The following is a 17915-nucleotide window of genomic DNA, read 5'->3' as shown; positions in this document are numbered from 1 at the left end:
GCGWSGGCCCCGCTCTCGGCGGCGCCCTCGCCGCGATCGACGTCGACCTGCCCGTGTTCGTGACGGCCGGGCTCGCCCTGACGGTCGCAATCCTCAGCATCTTCCTGCTGCCCGAGAGCCTCGACCCCGACAAGCGCATCGCCACCCTCGATCTGCGGGCGGTGCACCCGTTCGCGATGTTCCGCGGTGTCTTCCGTCGGCCGGAGCTGCGCGGATTGATGATCGGGCTGATCCTCGTCGGGCTGCCGTTCGGCTTCTTCGTCAACAACTTCAGCGTGCTCGCGCTGGACGCGATCTCGTGGAGCCCGACCGCGATCGGCCTGCTCACCGCGTGCGTCGGCATCATCGACATCGCGATCCAGGGCGTGCTGCTCGGCCTCCTGCTACCGCGCATCGGCGAGCGGGGCGTCGTCGTCAGCGGCATCGTCACCCAGGCGATCGGGCTCGTCGCCCTCGCCGGGGTCGCGTCGCTGTTCGCCCAGCCGTGGCTGTTCGTCGTCGGTGCGCTGACGCTCGCGGCGGGCCAGGGCGCGGCTCAGGCAACGATGGACGGTCTGCTCTCCAACGCCGTCGCCGACGACGAGCAGGGCTGGATCGCCGGGGCTGCGCAGTCCCTCAACGCCGCCGTCGGAACGGTCGCGCCGCTGGTCGCGGGCCTGCTCTACGCCCACGTCGCGCACGCGGCGCCCTATGTGCTGGGTGCCGCGCTCATGATCGCCGCCGCGGTGGTCATCGGCCGCACGCGCTTCACGAGCCCGTCACTCCGGTCGAAGGCCCCGGATGCCGCGGAGTCCGCCGTCTCGACGCCGTGAGGCCTTGCCGCGGGTCAGCGCAGGGCGATGCTCGCGGCGTCGCGGATGGTGCGAAGCGGCGAAGCTGCCACCCGCACGACGGTGAGGGCCACCCCGACGCACCCCGCGGCGATCCCGGCCCGGGTGCCCAGGGCTTCGCCGGCGAGGCCGCCGAGGCCCGCCCCGATCGCGACGACGCCGTAGGAGATCCACCGCACGGTCGCGTTCACTCGTCCGAGCAGGTGGTCGGGCGTCCGCAGTTGCCGCAGGGTGAGAGCCACCACGCTCGAGAGCGACGTGCCCGCGCCGTTGATCGCGAAGACACCCACCAGGGCGGCGACGATCACGGGCGGCGACCACGCGGCATCCACGAACGGGATGACGCCGAGAACGAGGCTCTCGGCTCCGGCGCAGGCGATGAGCACCGGTCCGACGCCGAACCGCCGCACGCTCGCGGGGGCGGCCGCGGCGCCGACCACGGCTCCCGCCGCGCCGAGACTGAAGACGAGACCGAGATGCCCCGCGGTCAGGCCTAGCTCGCGCACGGCGTGCACGAGCAGCAGCACGGTGATCCATTGAGCGAACAGGTTGTAGATCGCCGAGAAGCCCACGAGCGAGACCAGGAAGCGATCGTGTCGGACGAAACGCAGTCCCTCGCGCAGCTCGACGAGGGCGCCGCGGCGCTCGGGGAGGGGGCCGGGCTCGGAGGAACGGATGCCGAGGAGCGCCACGGCCGACACGGCATAGGTCACGGCCTGGGAGAGGAGGGCCCACGGGGCCGTCAGGGTCTGCACGAGCCACCCGCCCAGGCCCGGTCCCCCGACCTGGGCGGCGGAGGCGGTGGCCTGCAACCGCCCATTGGCTCGCTCGAGGTCGTCTCGCGCGGCGACCGTGGGGAGGAACGATTGGTACGCCACCTCGAACGCGACAGTGAAGGCCCCGATGACGAAGATGATTCCCAGCAGCACGGGGAGGGTCAGCGAACCGGCCACAGCCACGGCGACGAGAACGACGATGAGGGCCGCGCGCGCGATGTCGGCGGCGACGAGGACGGGCCGCCGTCGGCGCCGGTCGACCAGGACGCCCAGGGGGAGCGCGAGCAGCAGGAACGGCAGCCAGCGGGCGACCCCGACGAGCCCGGCCTCCGCGGCCGTCGCGTGCAGGACCRCCGAAGGGGAGGTCCGGTGCGCTGCGGCTGGTGCTGTTGATCCACACCATCCCGACCTCCAGTTCGCGGGCGATCTGCGCGGCTGCCAGAGGATCCTGCGTGAAGACGCTGCTGGACAGCCCGAAGGGCGACTCGTTGGCCAGGGCGACCGCGGCCTGCGGGGAGGGCACCCGGTACACGACCGCGGTCGGTCCGAACAGCTCCTCCTCGTAGGCTCGCATCAGCGGGGTGACCCCGGTGAGCACGCTGGGCGGGTAGAAGGCGCCCTCTCGGCGTGCACCGGGGGCGATGTGCAGGGTGGCGCCCTTGGCGACCGCGTCCTCGACGAGCTCCTCGAGCTCATCTCCGGCATCCGCGGACGCCAACGGGCCGAGGAACGTGTCGGGGTCCGTGGGGTCGTCGGGGATGATCTTCGTGATCGCGTCGATGAACTTCCGAGAGAACTCGTCGTAGACGGCATCCACGACAATGAACCGCTTGGATGCCGTGCACGCCTGGCCGCCGTTGGCGATGCGGCCGCGTACGCCGGCTGCCACGGCCGCGTCGACGTCAGCATCCTCTAGGACGATGAACGGGTCCGAGCCGCCCAGCTCGAGGACGACCTTTTTCATGTGCCTGCCGGCCACCTCGCCGACAGCCGAGCCCGCCTTCTCGGAGCCGGTCAGCGACACCCCTTGCACGCGCGGGTCGGCGATGATGCCGGCAATCTGGCGGCTGTCTACGAACGCGTTGATGTACGCGTCGGCTGGAAGCGCGGCGTCGTGGAGCACGCGTTCGATGGCGAGGGCGGACTGCGGGCAGTTGCGGGCGTGTTTGAGGATGATCGTGTTGCCCAGTGCGAGGTTGGGGGCGACAAACCGGGCCACCTGGTAGTAGGGGAAGTTCCACGGCATGATCCCCAACAGCGGCCCGATCGGCTCGGTGCGGACGAGCGCTTCCCCTCCGCCGACGATGTCGAGGGTCTCGTCGGCGAGGAACGCTTCGGCGTGGTCGGCGTAGTACTGGTAGATCGAGGCGACCAGCTCGACTTCCCCGCGGGCCTGCGTGACGGGTTTGCCGACCTCGAGTGTCAGCAGCGCGCTCAGTTCATCAATGCGGTCCCGGTGCAGCTGCGCCGCGCGTGCCAGGATCCCCGTCCGTTCGGCGAGCGGCAGCTCCCGGTACTTGCGGTAGGCCGTGTGCGAGCGGGCGACGATGTCGGCCACGTCCGCATCGCCGATCACGGCGTACTCGGCGACCGTCTGACCGGTGGCTGGGTTGATGGTCCGGTATGCACCCATCGTGGTCTCCTCGCTTCATTGCTGTCGTGCGTCTCACGGGCCACGCCCGCCCAGATCGGCGGTCGTCTGGCGCGGTACTGCCCTCTCAGCCTGTCGCGCCGTGGCCGAGTTCGTCCAATACTGATCCCGGTCCAGATTGATGACGATGGCGCATCAGATGTACGTGGATCGGGTATTGGACGCGCATTGATCGGTGATGGGAGGCTGGGACGGTGACCACTCTGATACTCCGCGAGGGCGCGGACCGGCTTCACGTCGAACTGAACCGTCCTGACGTGCGAAACGCGATCAACGACGACATGGTCGACGAACTTCACGCGGTATGCACGAGCCTGGAGCGAGAGCCCCGCATCCTGATTCTCACCGGAACCTCTACGCCCGAACGGGGTGTGTTCGCGGCTGGCGCAGACATCCGGCAGCTGCTCGAGCGCGGCCGCGACGAAGCGCTGGCCGGCATCAACTCCGGGCTGTTCATCCGTATCGCGCGGCTGCCGATGCCGGTGATCGCTGCGGTCGACGGGTTCGCGATCGGGGGCGGTGCGGAACTCGCGTACGCGGCCGACATCCGGATCGCGTCCACCCGCGCCGTGTTCGGCAACCCCGAGACGGCGATCGGAATCCTGGCCGCGGCCGGGGCGACCTGGCGGCTCGCCGAGCTGGTGGGGGAGCCGCTGGCCAAGGAGATCCTGTTCACGGGGCGCCGGCTGGACGCCGAGGAGGCGCTGCGGTGTGGGTTGGTGGCCTCGGTGCATGAACCCGACCAGTTAGCGGCGGCGGCGGATACCGTCGCCGATCGGATCGCTGGCCAGGATCCGCTCGCCCTCCGCGTCTCGAAGCGCGTGCTCGCTGCGCCGCGGGACGCCCACCCCCTTGTCGACGAACTCGCGCAGGCGATCCTGTTCGAGTCGGACGCCAAGACGCAGCTGATGACCCGATTCCTCAACCGTTCTCAGGAGACCCGATGATCACTGTTCCCTCCACCGTCGGCGTGATCGGGGGCGGCCGCATGGGCGCCGGTATCGCGCAGGTATTCGCTCAGGCGGGCGCGCAGGTCACCGTGATCGAACGCGACCCGGCAGCGGCGGGCGCGGCCGCCGCGCGGTTGGCCGATGGGATCCGCAAGGCCGCGGAGCGGGATGCCTCGGTCGACGTCGACGCAATCGCCGGCCGCGTCGCGGCCAGCGCCGACTACGAGGCGCTGCGGAATGCCGAGCTCGTGATCGAAGCGGTCCCAGAGACATTCGCACTCAAGGTCGAGGCGATGCAGAGAGCAGAGGGGATCGTGGAGGAGTCGGCGTGGCTGGCCACGAATACCTCATCGTTGTCGGTGACAAGGCTCGCGGCGCAGCTCGCGAGGCCGGAGCGCGTGTGCGGACTGCACTTCTTCAATCCGGTGCCGCCCTCGTCACTCGTCGAGATCGTGCTGACGCCGTCGACCGACCCGGACCTGCGGCAACGGGCGGAGCAGTGGGTGACATCGCTGGGGAAGACCCCGATCGTCGTCAACGACGCGCCCGGCTTCGCGAGCTCCCGCCTGGGCGCGGCAATCGCGCTGGAAGCGATGCGGATGCTCGAAGAGGGGGTGGCCAGCGCTGAGGACATCGACACGGCGATGGTGCTGGGATACCGTCACGCGACAGGTCCGTTGCGCACCTCCGATCTTGTCGGGCTGGACGTGCGTCTCGGGATCGCCGAATACCTCTATGAGACGCTCGGCGAGCGGTTCGCCCCGCCGCAGATCCTCCGCGACAAGGTCGCGGCCGGGGAGCTGGGACGCAAGACGGGACGCGGCTTCTTCGACTACGCGTGAGTCGTGGCCGGCTGGACGCCCGGCGCGGTCACGCGCTGAGCACGATCCGGCCGGGCACGCCGCCCGCGGCGAGCCGGTCCAGCGCATCCTGCACCGCCGTCGCAGACAACTCCCCGTCGATGATCGGGAGATGCGGGAGCGCGCCGCGCCGCGCGAGCCCGACGAGCTCCTCGAGCTCGCCGAGGGACCCGACGAAGCTTCCGCGGATGGTGATGATCTTCAGAGTGAGCAACGCGGTGGGGATGACCAGCTCTCCGCCGAACAGCCCGACCTGAACCATCGTTCCGCCCTTGCGGAGCGCGGCGAACGCAGCGGGAGCTGTTGTGGAGTTGTTGACGAAGTCCACGATCGCCGCGACCGGCCCACCGGCGCCGGCGACGATGGCGGCGGCAAGGTCTTCCTGGCGGGCGGAGATCGTCGTGGTCGCTCCGAGCTGCCGCGCCAGTTCCAGATTGCGCTCCTGCAGGTCCACCGCGAGGACTGCTTCGTGGCCGAGCGCGCGCAGCGTGGCGATCGCCATCAACCCGACACCGCCGGCGCCTATCACCACGACCGGATCGGACGCGGTGGCCGGAAGGGCCTTGCGCGCGGCACTGTAGGCGGTCAGGCCGGAGCAGGCGAGAGTTGCGGCCCACCGCTCTTCGATCCCGGTGACGTCGAGGAGGTAACGGGGGTGCGGGACGAGGATAAACTCGGCATACCCGCCGTGGCGGGCGACGCCGAGGTTACGGGGCGAGGGGCACAGGTTCTCGTGACCTGCCTGGCATGCGTCGCAGGAGCCGTCGCCGATCCATGGGTAGACAAGGCGATGCTCACCCGGCGAGACCCCGTCGGCGTCGGGGCCGGCCGCTTCGACGACGCCGACGACCTCATGGCCGAGGACAAGCGGGTAGGTGACGCCCCGGTCGATCAGATTCAGACGCCCCCGGCTGCCGAGATCGTAGTACCCCTCACGCAGGTGCATGTCGGTGTGGCACACCCCGGAGCGAACAACGCGGAGGAGCACTTCGGTGCCCTCGGGCGTTGGTGTCGGCAGTTCCACATCGGTCACGGTGTGGTCGTCTTGGAAGATCGCGAACGCGTGCATGGTTGTCCTCGCCGTTGATATACGCACAGTGGACTCCACGCTTCCACTTCGTTCTGATTCTCTCCAATACCAAATGGCAGGCGGATTGATACCTGGCGACCCTTAGTCCTGCGGCGTCGGGAGGACGGATTCGGACAACCGGAGCACGGCGTGCAAGGCACGGTCGTCGCTGTCGCGCAGCCACGCCATCCGCAGCTCGACAGGTGCGACGTCGTCGGTCAGGCGCAGGAAGCGCAAGTGCGGGTCGGCGATGCTGTCGATCACCGAGGACAGGGTCAATGAGCAGCCGATCTCGGCGGAGACGAGGGACATCAGCGTCCACGAGTCCGGTGCGTGCTGGACGACATCGGCGTTGAACCCGGCGGCTCTACTCATCTGTCGCAGCCGCTCCAGCAGCAACGTGCCGGTCTGCGGTTGGAGCGACACGAACGGCTCACCCTCGAACTGCGCGATCGACACGGCACCGGCGTCGGCTAGACGGTGGGTCTCCGGGACGGCGATGACGAGTTCCTCGACAGCGATCACGCGGGTGCGCACGGCGGCGGGAATGTGGTCCCACCTGCCGAGGGCGATGTCGATGTCGCCGCGGGTGAGCAGCTGCATCGCCGGTTGGGCGAAGTGCTGGCTGAGCAGCTCGAGGTGGATGCCCGGGTGGTTCTGGTTGACCGCTCGGGCGAGCAATCCGACCATCACGTTGGAGGACGCACCCGCGTACGCCAGACGGACGTGACCGATCTCGCCCGTTCCGGCTGCGCGGGCGACCCTGCTCACCCTGTCCAGCGCGTCCAGGACCTCCTGGGCGGGGGCGACGAGGGCCTCGCCCACCGAGGTCAGCGTTACCTTGCGGGTGCTCCGCTCGAACAGCCGCGCACCCAACTCCCGCTCCAGCTGCTGGATGCCGCGGCTGATCGGCGGCTGCGCCATATGCAGGCGCTCGGCTGCCCGCCCGAAGTGCAGTTCCTCGGCGACGGCGAGGAAGGCGCGCAGCTGCTGCAGATCCATCCAGGGATTATTGCATAATCCGTACCGATGGAAGGTGGATTGGCATACAAGTCTGGATGAGTCGGCCGGGGTCGCGCAGACCCCGGCCGACCGAGATCACTGCGCGGTATAGCCGCCATCCACGACATACTCGGCGCCGGTGACGAAGGAAGCCTCGTCCGAGGCGAGGAAGAGCACGACGTTCGAGACCTCCTCGGGCTGGCCGGGCCGGTCGAGGATCGTCGTGGACAGCACGGCCTTCGTCGACTCCGGCGTCGCCAGCAGCCCCGTGGTCATGGGGGTGGCGATGACACCGGGATGCACAGAGTTCACCCGGATGCCGTACTTGGCCAGGTCCACCGCGCTGGCCTTGGTCAGCAGCCGGACGGCGCCCTTTGACGCCTCATACGCGGCGGCGCTCGGTGCGCCGACGATGCCGTAGATGGACGAGATGTTCACGATCGATCCGCCGCCTGAGCGGACCAGAGCAGGCGCCGCGGCCTTGGTGCCGAGGAAGACGCCCTTGGCATTGATGCGGAAGATGAGGTCCCACTCCTCCTCTGTGGTCTCCTCGACGGGCTTGAGGATGAGCACCCCCGCGTTGTTGACCAGGATGTCGAGCCGACCGAAACGCTGCTCGGCTTCTACCACGATCTCGTCCCACCTCGCCGCGATCGCGACGTCCTGCTCCAGCCCCACGGCCGTCCCGCCGTCACTGTTCGCTTCGGCGACGGTCTGCTCGAGCCCGGCGGAGTCGACGTCGGTGGCGAGGACGCTCGCCCCTTCCTGGGCGAGGCGGCGCACATGCGCGCGCCCCATCCCGTTCGCCGCGCCGGTGACGATCGCGACCTTGCCTGCAAGCCTGCTACCCATGGGTTCTCCTTAGCCTCATTGCTGATCACGCCCAGGCGCAGGCCGCTGTCGGCACCGTCGCCTCGACGCTCCCCAGGGTGATGTCCAAACGGGAGTCTCGAGTGTGCCGTTCTGGAACAGCCCCTCGTTTCATGAGATCACAGCATCAATACGTGTCCGATCAGGTATTGGACGGACATAAACGGCTGCTGGGAGTCTGGATGGACATGACGACGACTGAGGTGTTCCCGATGATGAAGAGCTCGCTCCCGGATGACCGGACGGTGCAGGACGTTCCCGGCGGCCCTTTCGACGGCCTCCTAGTCGCCGATTTCGGCCGGGTACTTGCCGGCCCTTACTGCACGATGCTGCTCGCGGACCTCGGCGCGACGGTCATCAAGGTGGAGAGCCCGCTGGGGGATGAGACACGCAGCTACCGGCCACCGGAGTACCGAGGCGAGTCGACCTACTTCCTCTCCATCAACAGGAACAAGCAGTCTGTGGTGCTGGACTTCCGCAACCCCGATGACCTTGTCCTCGCACAGCGTCTCGCGGCCAGAGCCGATGTGGTCACAGAGAACTTCAAACCCAGCGGGCTCCGGCGATTCGGCCTGGACTACGAGTCCGTCAAGCGGGAGAACCCCAATGTGATCTACGCGTCGATCACCGGCTTCGGCACCGCGGGAGGCGCAGGGCTCGCCGGCTACGACCTGCTCGCACAGGCACTGTCCGGACTGATGAGCGTGACCGGCGCGCCGGACGCGGAAGGATTCCGCGCGGGCGTTGCGGTGTTCGATGTGATCACCGGATTGCACACCTGCATCGCGATCACCTCCGCCCTTTACCACCGACAGCGTTCGGGAGAGGGACAGCACGTCGAACTGAACCTGCTGTCCTCCGCACTGTCGGGCATGGTCAACCAGACCGGCGGGTTCCTGCTCAGCGGGCAGTCTCCTACCCGGATGGCCAACGACCACCCCAGTATCTACCCCTACGCACCGTTCCCCACCCGTGACGGGGAACTGGTCCTCGCGATCGGCAACGATGTGCAGTTCGCCACGTTCTGCGACACCATCGGGCTGCCGCAGCTGGCCGCAGACACCCGCTTCGCGTCCAATGCGGACCGCAGCGCGCACCGAGACGCCCTGCGCCCGTTGCTGACAGCACGGCTGGCGTCCAAGACCGCATGGGAATGGTTCGACATCCTCAGCCCGTTGCAGGTCCCATGCGCGCCGGTCCTGGATGTTCGCGGAGGCGTCGAGTTCGCCGCCAAGATCGGGCTGGACCCGAGCGTTCCGGCCGGCACCGACGACCAGGCGGTGCCCACCATTCGCAACCCGATCACGTTCTCCCGCACCCCCGCGACCTACCGCACCGCGCCTCCTGCACTCGACCAGGATGGCGAGGCGGTCCGACGGTGGCTGCAAGACGCGGAAGGCGATGAAGACCACGTCGGCGGCCGGGTCACCGTCCCGGCGATTCGGGAAGAGGGACACTAAGATGACGATCACGACGACAGCACACCCGGTCGACACAGACTTCTACCAGATCGGCGATCTTCTCGGCGACGACGACCGCAACCTCATCACACGTGTGCGCGGATTCGTGGACTCCGAGGTCCTCCCTGTCATCAACGAACACTGGGAGTTGGCGGACTTCCCCTACCAGATCCTCCCCGCCCTGGGCGAGCTTGGGATCGTGGGCACCGCGATCCAGGGCTACGGCTGCCCGGGACTGACCCGACTGCAGACCGGCCTCGTCGCGATGGAACTGTCACGCGGCGACGGCAGTGTGAACACGCTCAATGCCGTGCACTCGGGACTCGCGATGGGCAGCATCGCACTGCTCGGCGACGACGAGCAGAAGCAGCGCTGGCTGCCCGAAATGGCAGCCCTCCGCAAGCTCGGCGCGTTCGCGCTGACCGAGCCCGAGCACGGATCAGACTCCGTTGCGCTGGAAACCACAGCCCGCCGCGAAGGAGACGTCTATGTGATCGACGGTGCCAAGCGGTGGATCGGCCTCGGCCATGTCGCCGACATCGTCATCATCTGGGCACGCGACACCGCAGACTCGAAGGTGAAGGCATTCGTCCTTGAGAAGAATGCCGATGGAGGATACCCCGACGGATATGAGGCCGAGGCGATCACCGGGAAGATCGCCAAACGCGCGATCCAGCAGGCGCACATCGAGATCTCCGGACTGCGGATCCCTGCCGGGAACAAGCTCGCGAAGTCGAGCTCCTTTCGGGACGTCTCCGCGATCCTCAATCGCACCCGCAGCACCGTCGCGTGGGAGGCGCTCGGGCACGCACTCGCCGCGTACGAGGCGGCAGCGGCCTACGTCCAGGAGCGCGTCCAGTTCGGCAAGCCCATCGCGAGCTACCAGCTGGTGCAGAACAAGCTGGCCAACATGCTCGCCGATCTCACCGCGATGCAGCTGCTCTGCTTCCGCACAGCCACCCTGCAGGATGAAGGCCGACTGACGAACGAACAGGCCTCGCTCGCGAAGATGTTCACCGGCGAGCACGCGCGTGCACTCTGCCGGGATGCCCGTGACCTCCTCGGCGGCAACGGACTCCTTCTGGAGAACCACGTCGCCCGCCACCTCACCGACATGGAAGTCGTCCACACGTATGAGGGAACCGACTTCATCCAGTCGCTCATCATCGGGCGCCAGATCACCGGAATATCGGCGTTCGCCTGACCCTCGGCCGACCACGGAAGGGAGCCCGCCATGACCGCGAGCTTTGTCTACGATGCTGTCCGCACCCCCTTCGGGCGGGCGGGTGGCGCGCTCAGCGGCATCCGGCCCGACGATCTCGCCGCAGTCGTCATGAAGGCGACCGTCGCGCGCATGGGCCTCGACCCCGCGCGCATCGATGACGTGATCTTCGGCGATGCGAACCAAGCAGGAGAGGACAACCGCGACGTCGCCCGTTTCGGGGCGCTGCTGGCAGGCTTCCCCACCAGTGTCACCGGCGTGACCGTCAACCGACTCTGCTCGTCGTCGCTGGAAGCGGTGATCCAGGCCGCCCGCGCTGTCGAGACCGGCGACGCCGGTCTCGTGCTCGCCGGCGGAGTGGAGTCGATGAGCCGGGCGCCGTTCATCGTGGAGAAGTCGCCGAGGCCGTGGCCGGCGGTCGGTAACCAGACACTGTGGAACACCTCCATCGGGTGGCGGATGACCAACCCGAAGCTGCCGAAGCAGTGGACCATCTCCAATGGAGAATCGGCGGAGAAGATCGCCCGAGAGTGGGGAATCTCCCGAGATGCCCAGGACGAGTTCGCCGTGCGCTCTCACCGGCTGGCAGCTAAAGCGTGGGCTGACGGGGTCTACGATGGCGAGATCGTGCACGTGCCAGGGGCCGACCTGGCACGCGACGAGGGCATCCGGGACGACACTTCCGTGGACAAGCTCGCCGGGCTTACTCCGCTGTTCGCGCGCGACGGCGAAGGCACCGTCACCGCCGGCAACTCCTCGCCGATCAACGACGGCGCTTCCGCCGTTCTGATCGCCGCGGAGGGTGCGCTGCCCGGCGAGCCACTCGCGCGGATTGCGGGACGCGGGGCGCATGGCGTCGATCCGCATCTGTTCCCGATCGCGCCGATCGAGGCGGCGAACAAGGCGCTCGCACGCGCCGGCCGGTCCTGGGCCGATGTCGACGTGGTCGAGCTCAACGAGGCGTTCGCTTCACAGTCGCTCGCATGCGTCGCCGGGTGGCCTGAACTTGATCCTGAGCGGGTCAACATCCACGGCGGAGCGCTGGCCATCGGCCATCCGCTGGGCGCTTCGGGGGGCCGCATTCTCGGGCATGCCGCGCATGAGCTTGCGCGACGCGGAGGCGGCGTCGCCGTCGTGGCGATCTGCATCGGCGTGGGTCAAGGCCTCGCCGTCGTGCTGGAACGGTGACAGTGAGACCGCGAGCATCCGTTCGTGGTGGGGTCATTGGCAGTCCCAGAGTCAACCGAAGCTTCAGCATTCCCCTCCGACGTTCTTCCTCGACGGTGAGATGCTCGAGCTCGGCCAGCTGCAGTGACCTCCAGCGCTCTCGCCGCCGTGACAGGCCGCTGACCAGACAGGGTCGGCGCGTCAGAGAGCGGTGTAGGAATCCGCCATTTCCCGTGGAATCCTGAGTCCGGGACCACCGCCAACTAGCGTGGAATCCCTGGGGTTATCCGCCATCTCGAGCGGGAACCTACACAAGCCGCCCTCTTCGACGTATCGAAGTAAGCCCGCTCTCGGGAGCATGCCGGCAGTGACCGAGGACCCACCGCGCGCGTGCCCTTCACCCGGCGTGCTGCCATGACGCCTGAGTCTCAGCTGGCGGCGGCTCACTGCAGGATCATTGCGAGTGACCTTCGCCTCCGGGCGTGTCGAGATGGGGAAAAGCATGGGTTGGTTCAGCCGGTTGTTCGGTGGCGGTGCAGAGCGAGCGGTCGAAAAGCCCCCCGCGACGCAGTCGCTCTCGACACCGCCCCATTTCGTCGTCATCGACGTCGAAACGACGGGGCTGTCGCCGAAAGCGGACAGGGTTCTCGAGCTTGCGATGGTGCGCGTCGACCAGCGCGGCAACGTGGTTGATGAGTGGAGCACGAGGTTCAACCCCGAGGGGCCGGTTGGCGCAACTCACATCCACGGGATCACACAGCGAGATGTGGAACGGGCGCCGCTTTTTCGCGACCTTGCCGCGTCGATCGTGCCTCAGATTGCGGGGCTGCCGATCGCCGCTCACAATGCTCGATTCGATCTCTCCTTTCTTCGGGCGGAGTTCAGACGGGCCGGATGGGACGTTCCCTGGCTGCCTGCGTATTGCACGCTCGAGGGCAGTCGCCACTACATGCCCCATCTTGACCGCCGTCGGCTGGTTGACTGCTGCTGGGACGCCCGCGTCCCCCTGAACGATGCTCACTCCGCGCTGGGCGATGCGCGTGCCACGGCGGGGCTTCTGCGGTATTACCTGCAGTCGCACCGACGGACCACCCCGCACGACGCGCTGACCTCCGTGCAGCGCCAGGCGCCCACGGTCGTGTGGCCTTCCGGCGCAAGCCGGTCACCGTTGACCGTGTTCCCAGATGAGACCACGCCCAGGCGGTCGACACCGCCGAGGACACGGTCGACCAAGCCGGCTCAGCCCGCTCTGGTCGAGCAACTTGCGACGCTCAGCCTCGAGGACATTCTCGATGAAGGCGCTCCCGAGGGTTCGCTCGCCTATCTCGAAACCCTCCTGAACGCATTGGAGGATGGAGCCATATCGGAGGCGGAGGCGTCGGCACTCGGAGACCTCATCGATGTCTACGAGCTGACCGACGCTGACGTCGCAGTTGCTCATCGGAGCCTGGCGGTCGCCGTTGCGCACAAGGCGTTGGATGACGGACATGTATCGCGCGAGGAGAGGGCTGAACTCGACGCTGTCGCTCACTCGTTGGGACTCCCGAGCGAACTCGTTCCCGCCCTCATTGCCGAGGCCGACGCGGCGCGTGCAGCCCGCATCACCGAGAGACTCAGACCGCTGCCTGCTGACTGGACGAGTGGGGAACCGCTGCGAGTAGGCGACAAAGTGGCCTTCACCGGATTCGATGGGAGGGAGCACGAACGACTTCGGCTGGAGAAGAAGTCGCAAGAGCTGGGCGTTCGGGTCATGGGTAACGTGTCGGGGCGCACCGCTATGGTCGTCACCGATGGATCTTTCCCGGGAACGAAGCTCGCACGCGCGCACGATTTGGGGACGCGGGTCGTCGCCCCGGAGCTCTATGCCCTGCTGTTGAGGCATCTGCAGCCTGCTCAGGCGCCTGTGCCCAAGAAGCCAGAGAAGACGATGGCGGTTGCGCCTGCGGGCGAGCCCTCACCGGTTCGCAGCGGGGCGTCTCCCAGCGACATCCGAGCGTGGGGTCTGGCGAACGGCTTCGCGGTGAGCGTCCGCGGCAGACTGTCGGCGGAGCTCATCCGCGCCTACGAGCGCGCGGCTCGCGCCGATCAGTTGGATCACGGGGCCACTGAGGGCACCGCGGATGGCACCAGGATGAAGCCGGTCGGTGTCATCTCTACCCACGGTAGGGACAGGCCTCGCAGCGTCATCGATAATTTCTGGTGAGGCCGTGGAGATATTCGTTCATCATCGGGACCGGGCGCCGCGGTTATCGAGTCAGCCTCGATCGTGCGCGATCAAACCCCTCAACGAAGTCGGCGCGTGTATTCCCGAGAGGGAAAGCGATCGGGCCGTCCTGAAGGACGTGGAGCCCGGCGGCGCGGAGTGGACAAGCGAGCATTGGATAGAGATCGGCTTTCACAACGACGACGCCTTCCGGTTCGAGATGCTGCGCGCGGGTCACACACCCGGGCACCGACTGGAGCAGCAGCTCCCGCCGGTTCCGACGGCTGAGAGTGTTGACCGGCGATGGTGCGAGATCGATGAGGAAGAACCCGTCCTGTTGCAGCTTCTGCAACCAGGGCCGTTTTCCTGATTGCTGAAGGTCGTCCTTCGTCGTGCCGTACATTGCCGAGACGACCCCGCGGAAGAGGTTGTCGGCGGCCAGTCTGTCCGAGTAGAAGAACCGACGATTTTCGAGACTGCCGCCGTCATCCGGTGCACTCTCGGCTATCATCAGCAGCTTGACCTGGGCCGGCCTCCATTGGTCCCGGAGCTGCGAGTACCACGATTCTTCGACATTCATAGAAGTCAGTCTGGACGGTTACGCCGTGCTCGCGAAGGGCCATTCGGACGGATGGCGTGGCTCAGCTCGCCGACCTCGTGGACGAGTACCGTCTGACCCTCATCTTCGTCTCGCACGACCTTCACGTCGTGCGGTACCTGTGCGACCGCGTCGCGGTCATGCGCAAGGGCGAGATCGTCGAGCAGGGTCCGACCGAGTCGGTCTACGCCGCCCCCCAGCAGGAGTACACGCGCGTCCTCATCGACGCGACTCCGACCATCAGCCACGTGCAGGAGACGCGATGACCGCGCAGCCCACCATCACCCCCACGATCGAGATGACCGGGGCCGCCCTCACCGCGGCGTATGCGTCGGGGGATCTCACCCCGGTGGATGCCGCGGAGTCGGTGCTCTCCGACATCGCCGCCCGCAACGGCGTGATCAACGCCTTCACCGACCTCGATCCCGCCCAGGTGCTTCAGGATGCCGCGGCCTCCGCCGCACGGTGGGAGCGCGGCGAGCAGCGGGGTCCGCTCGACGGGCTGCCGGTGACGGTGAAGGAGAATTTCGTGCGCGCCGGCATTCCGGCGCACGCGGGTGTCGCCGGGACCGCCGGTGTCGTTCCCGAGCGCGACTCTCCCGTGGTGGAGCGTCTGCTCGAGCAGGGGGCGGTCATCGTCGGGTCGACCACCATGCCCGACTGAGGCATGCTCTCGTCGGGGGTGTCGAGCCTGTCGGGCATCACCCGCAGCCCGTGGAACCCGGAGTGGACGGTCGGTGGCTCGAGCTCGGGCGCGGGAGCGGCCGCCGCGGCCGGCTTCGGCGTCGTGCACCTGGGCACCGACATCGGCGGCTCGGTGCGGCTGCCCGCCGCCTGGACGGGGGTTGCCACCCTCAAGCCGAGCAACGGCCGCATCCCGCTCGACAACCCGTACTTCGGGCGCTCGGCCGGCCCGCTGGCCCGCACGGTCGCCGATGTGGCGCTCGGCATGCACGCCGTCGCGCGCCCCGACGAGCGTGACTACACCTCGCTTCCGGATGCCGACATCGACTGGCTCGACCTCGACACCGACGTGCGGGGGCGCCGCATCGCCGTGCACCTCGACCCGGGCGCGGGCATGCCCGTCGCCCCCGAGGTGCGCGCGGCGGTGCTGCGCGCGGCGGACACATTCGCCCACGCCGGAGCCGAGGTCGTGGAGCTGCCGGCGTTCATCAACGACGGCATCCTGCGCGACATCGACGACTTCTGGCGCATCCGCTTCTGGCGCACCTACCTGGGCCTGTCGCATGAGGCGAAGGTGGCGGTGCTGCCCTACATCGCCGAGTGGGTGCACCCCGGCTCTGACATGACGGGCCGCCGCGCCCTGGAGGCGTGCGAGACGTTCGGCGACCTGCAGAAGCGCACGGTCGCGGCGACCTCGTCGTTCGACGCGGTGCTCGCCCCGGTCGCCCCGATGGCGGCCTTCCCCGCCGAGTGGCCGATGCCGTGGGGCTTCGACGCGAGCGAGGCCATGTCGCACATCGCGTTCACGCTGCCCTACAACGTGTCAGGTCAGCCGGCGTCGTCGATCAACTGCGGGTTAACGGCCGATGGGCGGCCGATCGGGCTGCAGATCTCGGGGCGGCGGTCCGCGGATCTGGCGACGTTGCAGCTGACGGCTTGGTATGAGGGGGCGCGGCCGGTGGAGGCTCGGCCGGTGTTTCCGGGCTGAGGTTTGGGGCGGGCGGGCGCTGGCTCAGGTCAGTACTCGCCCGGCGCCCGGGGGTGCGCCAATTGGTCGGGCTTGTTGTTCGACGGATGTCCAGGTCAGCTGTTGCGCCGGCTTCGCCGGGCATTCGAGTCCCTCCAGGGGCACAGTCTTTTTCTTCCTATGACCAGGTATTTCTTTTGTGGTCAGACCACTCAGAATGCGGTTTTGCCCGCTTTTTGCCCGTATTCTAAACTTTCGGCGGGCCGAAAATGGCCGTCTGCAACGGCCTCCACGCGACGTCGGAGAGCGCCAAAATCGAGCGTTTCGGGCGAAATCTGCCCCGTCGAAAAACTGAGCAATCTGCTCTCTGGGGTCACTGGGGCCCGTCGTAGCGGGTCTGCGGACCCGACGGCAGCGCCACGAGCGGCATCTGGTCGTTCAGTCGCGTCGCGACGGCATCCAGATCGTCGTCGAAGAGATCGGCATAGGTGTCGAGCGTCATCGCCGCCGACGCGTGCCCGAGCATGCGCTGCACGGCCTTCACGTTCGCGCCCGAGCTGATCGCGAGCGACGCGGCGGTGTGCCGAAGGTCGTGAGGAGTGAGCCGTGGGATCGATGGATCCAACTCCTGCGCACGCCGCACCGCGTTCGCGAACCATCCCTTGCTGCCCGAGTTGCGCATGTGATTGACACCGTCGCCGAACAGCAGCCCCTCGGCCCCCTTCCCGGCGCACGCCTGCTCGATCATCGGCGCGAGACGCTCCGGGTATGGGACGGAGCGCTTCTCGTGCGTCTTCGGCGTGCCGACGTGGATCTCGTAGGCGATCATCACCGCGTTCTCCTCGATGACGAAGCGCCGGCGCAGCTTGTTCACGCTGCGCACGCGCAGCCCCGTCGCTTCGCCCCAGCGAAGGCCTGTGTACGCCAGCGTCAAGACGAGCGTCGGATACGCCGAGCACGCCGCCAGCGTCGCGACCTGGTCGTGCGTGAGGTAGACGCGACGCTTGCCTGGGCCGCGCCGAGGAAGACTGCGCACGTGACGGGCGGGATTGCTGGCAAGGCGATGGTCGTCGATGGCGACGTCGAGGATGCCGGCGAGGACTCCCAGCGCTCGAAGAACGACCGTGCGCGACCTCGCCGTCGCAAGGTCGGACACCCAATCCTGGACTTCCGCGCGCCGGATCGACGAGATCTCCCTGTCGGCCCACACCGGCGCGACGTGGTTCTTCCACGCCCGCTCGAGCGTCATGTAGTACGAGGGCTTCGATATCGGCGGCTGCTTGGACCGCAGCCAGCTGTCGGCGAACATCCGAACTGGAACCCGTGACGAAGACGGGTCGATGTACTCGCCCTTCGACTTCGACACGGTGACCATGGAGAGGTACATCTTCGCTTCACGCATCGTCGTGAAGCCGCGCTTCTCCGCCTCAGTGCGATCCGGCTTGCGATAGCGCACGCGGTAGCGGCGGCGCTTTGCCGATTCGTACGGGGTGATGCTGCCCCTCTCGACCTCCGCTCGTGCCGGCTCGACGGTCGGTAGCGAGCCAGTGGCTGACGCTCATCGGATGCCGTGAACGCGGCCGAGGAAAGATGTGGACAGATGACG

At 67.8% G+C, this 17915-nt stretch carries 14 protein-coding genes and 2 pseudogenes; 9 read left to right on the top strand and 7 right to left on the bottom strand.

Annotation, left to right across the window (positions count from 1 at the left end):
* Nucleotides 1–812, top strand: an 812-nt coding sequence (locus DC432_RS14110; protein ID WP_116538415.1) for an MFS transporter, incomplete at its 5' end; no start/stop codon positions are given.
* 14 nt (nt 813–826) lie between these two features.
* Here the strand turns inward: DC432_RS14110 and DC432_RS14105 are convergent.
* Nucleotides 827–1894, bottom strand: a complete 1068-nt coding sequence (locus DC432_RS14105; protein ID WP_431739689.1) for an MFS transporter — start codon at nt 1892–1894, stop codon at nt 827–829.
* A 100-nt stretch (nt 1895–1994) separates the two neighbouring features.
* Nucleotides 1995–3239, bottom strand: a pseudogene (locus tag DC432_RS14100) (aldehyde dehydrogenase family protein); the annotation flags it as partial.
* Nucleotides 3240–3451: 212 nt separating this feature from the next.
* On the opposite strand from DC432_RS14100, the gene DC432_RS14095 reads away from it, so the two are divergent.
* Nucleotides 3452–4204 carry an enoyl-CoA hydratase/isomerase family protein gene (locus tag DC432_RS14095; protein WP_005054989.1) on the top strand — a complete coding sequence of 251 codons (753 nt, stop codon included), beginning with the start codon at nt 3452–3454 and terminating at the stop codon, nt 4202–4204.
* Nucleotides 4201–5049 (top strand): 3-hydroxyacyl-CoA dehydrogenase family protein, encoded by an 849-nt coding sequence (locus tag DC432_RS14090; protein WP_005054991.1) that lies wholly within the window; start codon nt 4201–4203, stop codon nt 5047–5049. Before DC432_RS14095 ends, DC432_RS14090 begins: the two co-directional genes overlap by 4 nt.
* Nucleotides 5050–5077: 28 nt before the next feature.
* Here DC432_RS14090 and DC432_RS14085 read toward each other — a convergent pair whose 3' ends face one another.
* From DC432_RS14085 to DC432_RS14075, 3 genes are all read right to left on the bottom strand, one after another.
* Entirely contained in the window at nt 5078–6136 is a 1059-nt protein-coding gene (locus DC432_RS14085) for an alcohol dehydrogenase (protein WP_005054993.1), read from the bottom strand.
* Between the two features lie 102 nt (nt 6137–6238).
* Entirely contained in the window at nt 6239–7138 is a 900-nt protein-coding gene (locus tag DC432_RS14080; protein WP_005054995.1) for a LysR family transcriptional regulator, read from the bottom strand.
* Between the two features lie 96 nt (nt 7139–7234).
* Complete coding sequence (locus DC432_RS14075) at nt 7235–7990, bottom strand: SDR family NAD(P)-dependent oxidoreductase (protein WP_005054998.1); 756 nt, start codon at nt 7988–7990, stop codon at nt 7235–7237.
* A gap of 152 nt (nt 7991–8142) precedes the next feature.
* On the opposite strand from DC432_RS14075, the gene DC432_RS14070 reads away from it, so the two are divergent.
* The 4 genes from DC432_RS14070 to DC432_RS14055 all read left to right on the top strand — a co-directional run bounded on the left by DC432_RS14070 (nt 8143) and on the right by DC432_RS14055 (nt 14060).
* Nucleotides 8143–9468, top strand: coding sequence for a CaiB/BaiF CoA transferase family protein (locus DC432_RS14070; protein WP_232783957.1), 1326 nt, complete (start codon nt 8143–8145; stop codon nt 9466–9468).
* 1 nt (nt 9469) lies between these two features.
* The gene (locus DC432_RS14065; RefSeq protein ID WP_005055001.1) at nt 9470–10672 is read left to right on the top strand and encodes an acyl-CoA dehydrogenase family protein; all 1203 of its coding nucleotides are present in this window, start codon (nt 9470–9472) and stop codon (nt 10670–10672) included.
* 30 nt (nt 10673–10702) lie between these two features.
* The gene (locus DC432_RS14060) at nt 10703–11878 is read left to right on the top strand and encodes a thiolase family protein (protein ID WP_005055005.1); all 1176 of its coding nucleotides are present in this window, start codon (nt 10703–10705) and stop codon (nt 11876–11878) included.
* A gap of 442 nt (nt 11879–12320) precedes the next feature.
* Nucleotides 12321–14060, top strand: a complete 1740-nt coding sequence (locus tag DC432_RS14055) for an exonuclease domain-containing protein (protein ID WP_116538413.1) — start codon at nt 12321–12323, stop codon at nt 14058–14060.
* Between the two features lie 43 nt (nt 14061–14103).
* Here DC432_RS14055 and DC432_RS14050 read toward each other — a convergent pair whose 3' ends face one another.
* The gene (locus DC432_RS14050; RefSeq protein WP_116538412.1) at nt 14104–14640 is read right to left on the bottom strand and encodes a hypothetical protein; all 537 of its coding nucleotides are present in this window, start codon (nt 14638–14640) and stop codon (nt 14104–14106) included.
* A gap of 56 nt (nt 14641–14696) precedes the next feature.
* Here DC432_RS14050 and DC432_RS14045 point away from each other — a divergent pair, with 56 nt between their 5' ends.
* Nucleotides 14697–14924: a hypothetical protein gene (locus DC432_RS14045; RefSeq protein WP_207770834.1), complete on the top strand. Its 228-nt coding sequence runs from the start codon at nt 14697–14699 to the stop codon at nt 14922–14924.
* Nucleotides 14921–16330, top strand: a pseudogene (locus DC432_RS14040) (amidase). The gene DC432_RS14045 and the pseudogene DC432_RS14040 overlap by 4 nt, the downstream one beginning before the upstream one ends.
* A 352-nt stretch (nt 16331–16682) precedes the next feature.
* On the opposite strand, the gene DC432_RS14035 reads toward DC432_RS14040, so the two are convergent.
* Nucleotides 16683–17711 carry a tyrosine-type recombinase/integrase gene (locus tag DC432_RS14035; RefSeq protein ID WP_243393142.1) on the bottom strand — a complete coding sequence of 343 codons (1029 nt, stop codon included), beginning with the start codon at nt 17709–17711 and terminating at the stop codon, nt 16683–16685.
* Between the last annotated feature and the right edge of the window lie 204 nt (nt 17712–17915).

This window comes from Microbacterium testaceum (assembly GCF_003075375.1).
GTDB classification, from domain to species: domain Bacteria; phylum Actinomycetota; class Actinomycetes; order Actinomycetales; family Microbacteriaceae; genus Microbacterium; species Microbacterium testaceum_E.
Note: the sequence above shows the minus strand (reverse complement) of the source record. Positions and strands in the feature narration are given on the sequence as shown.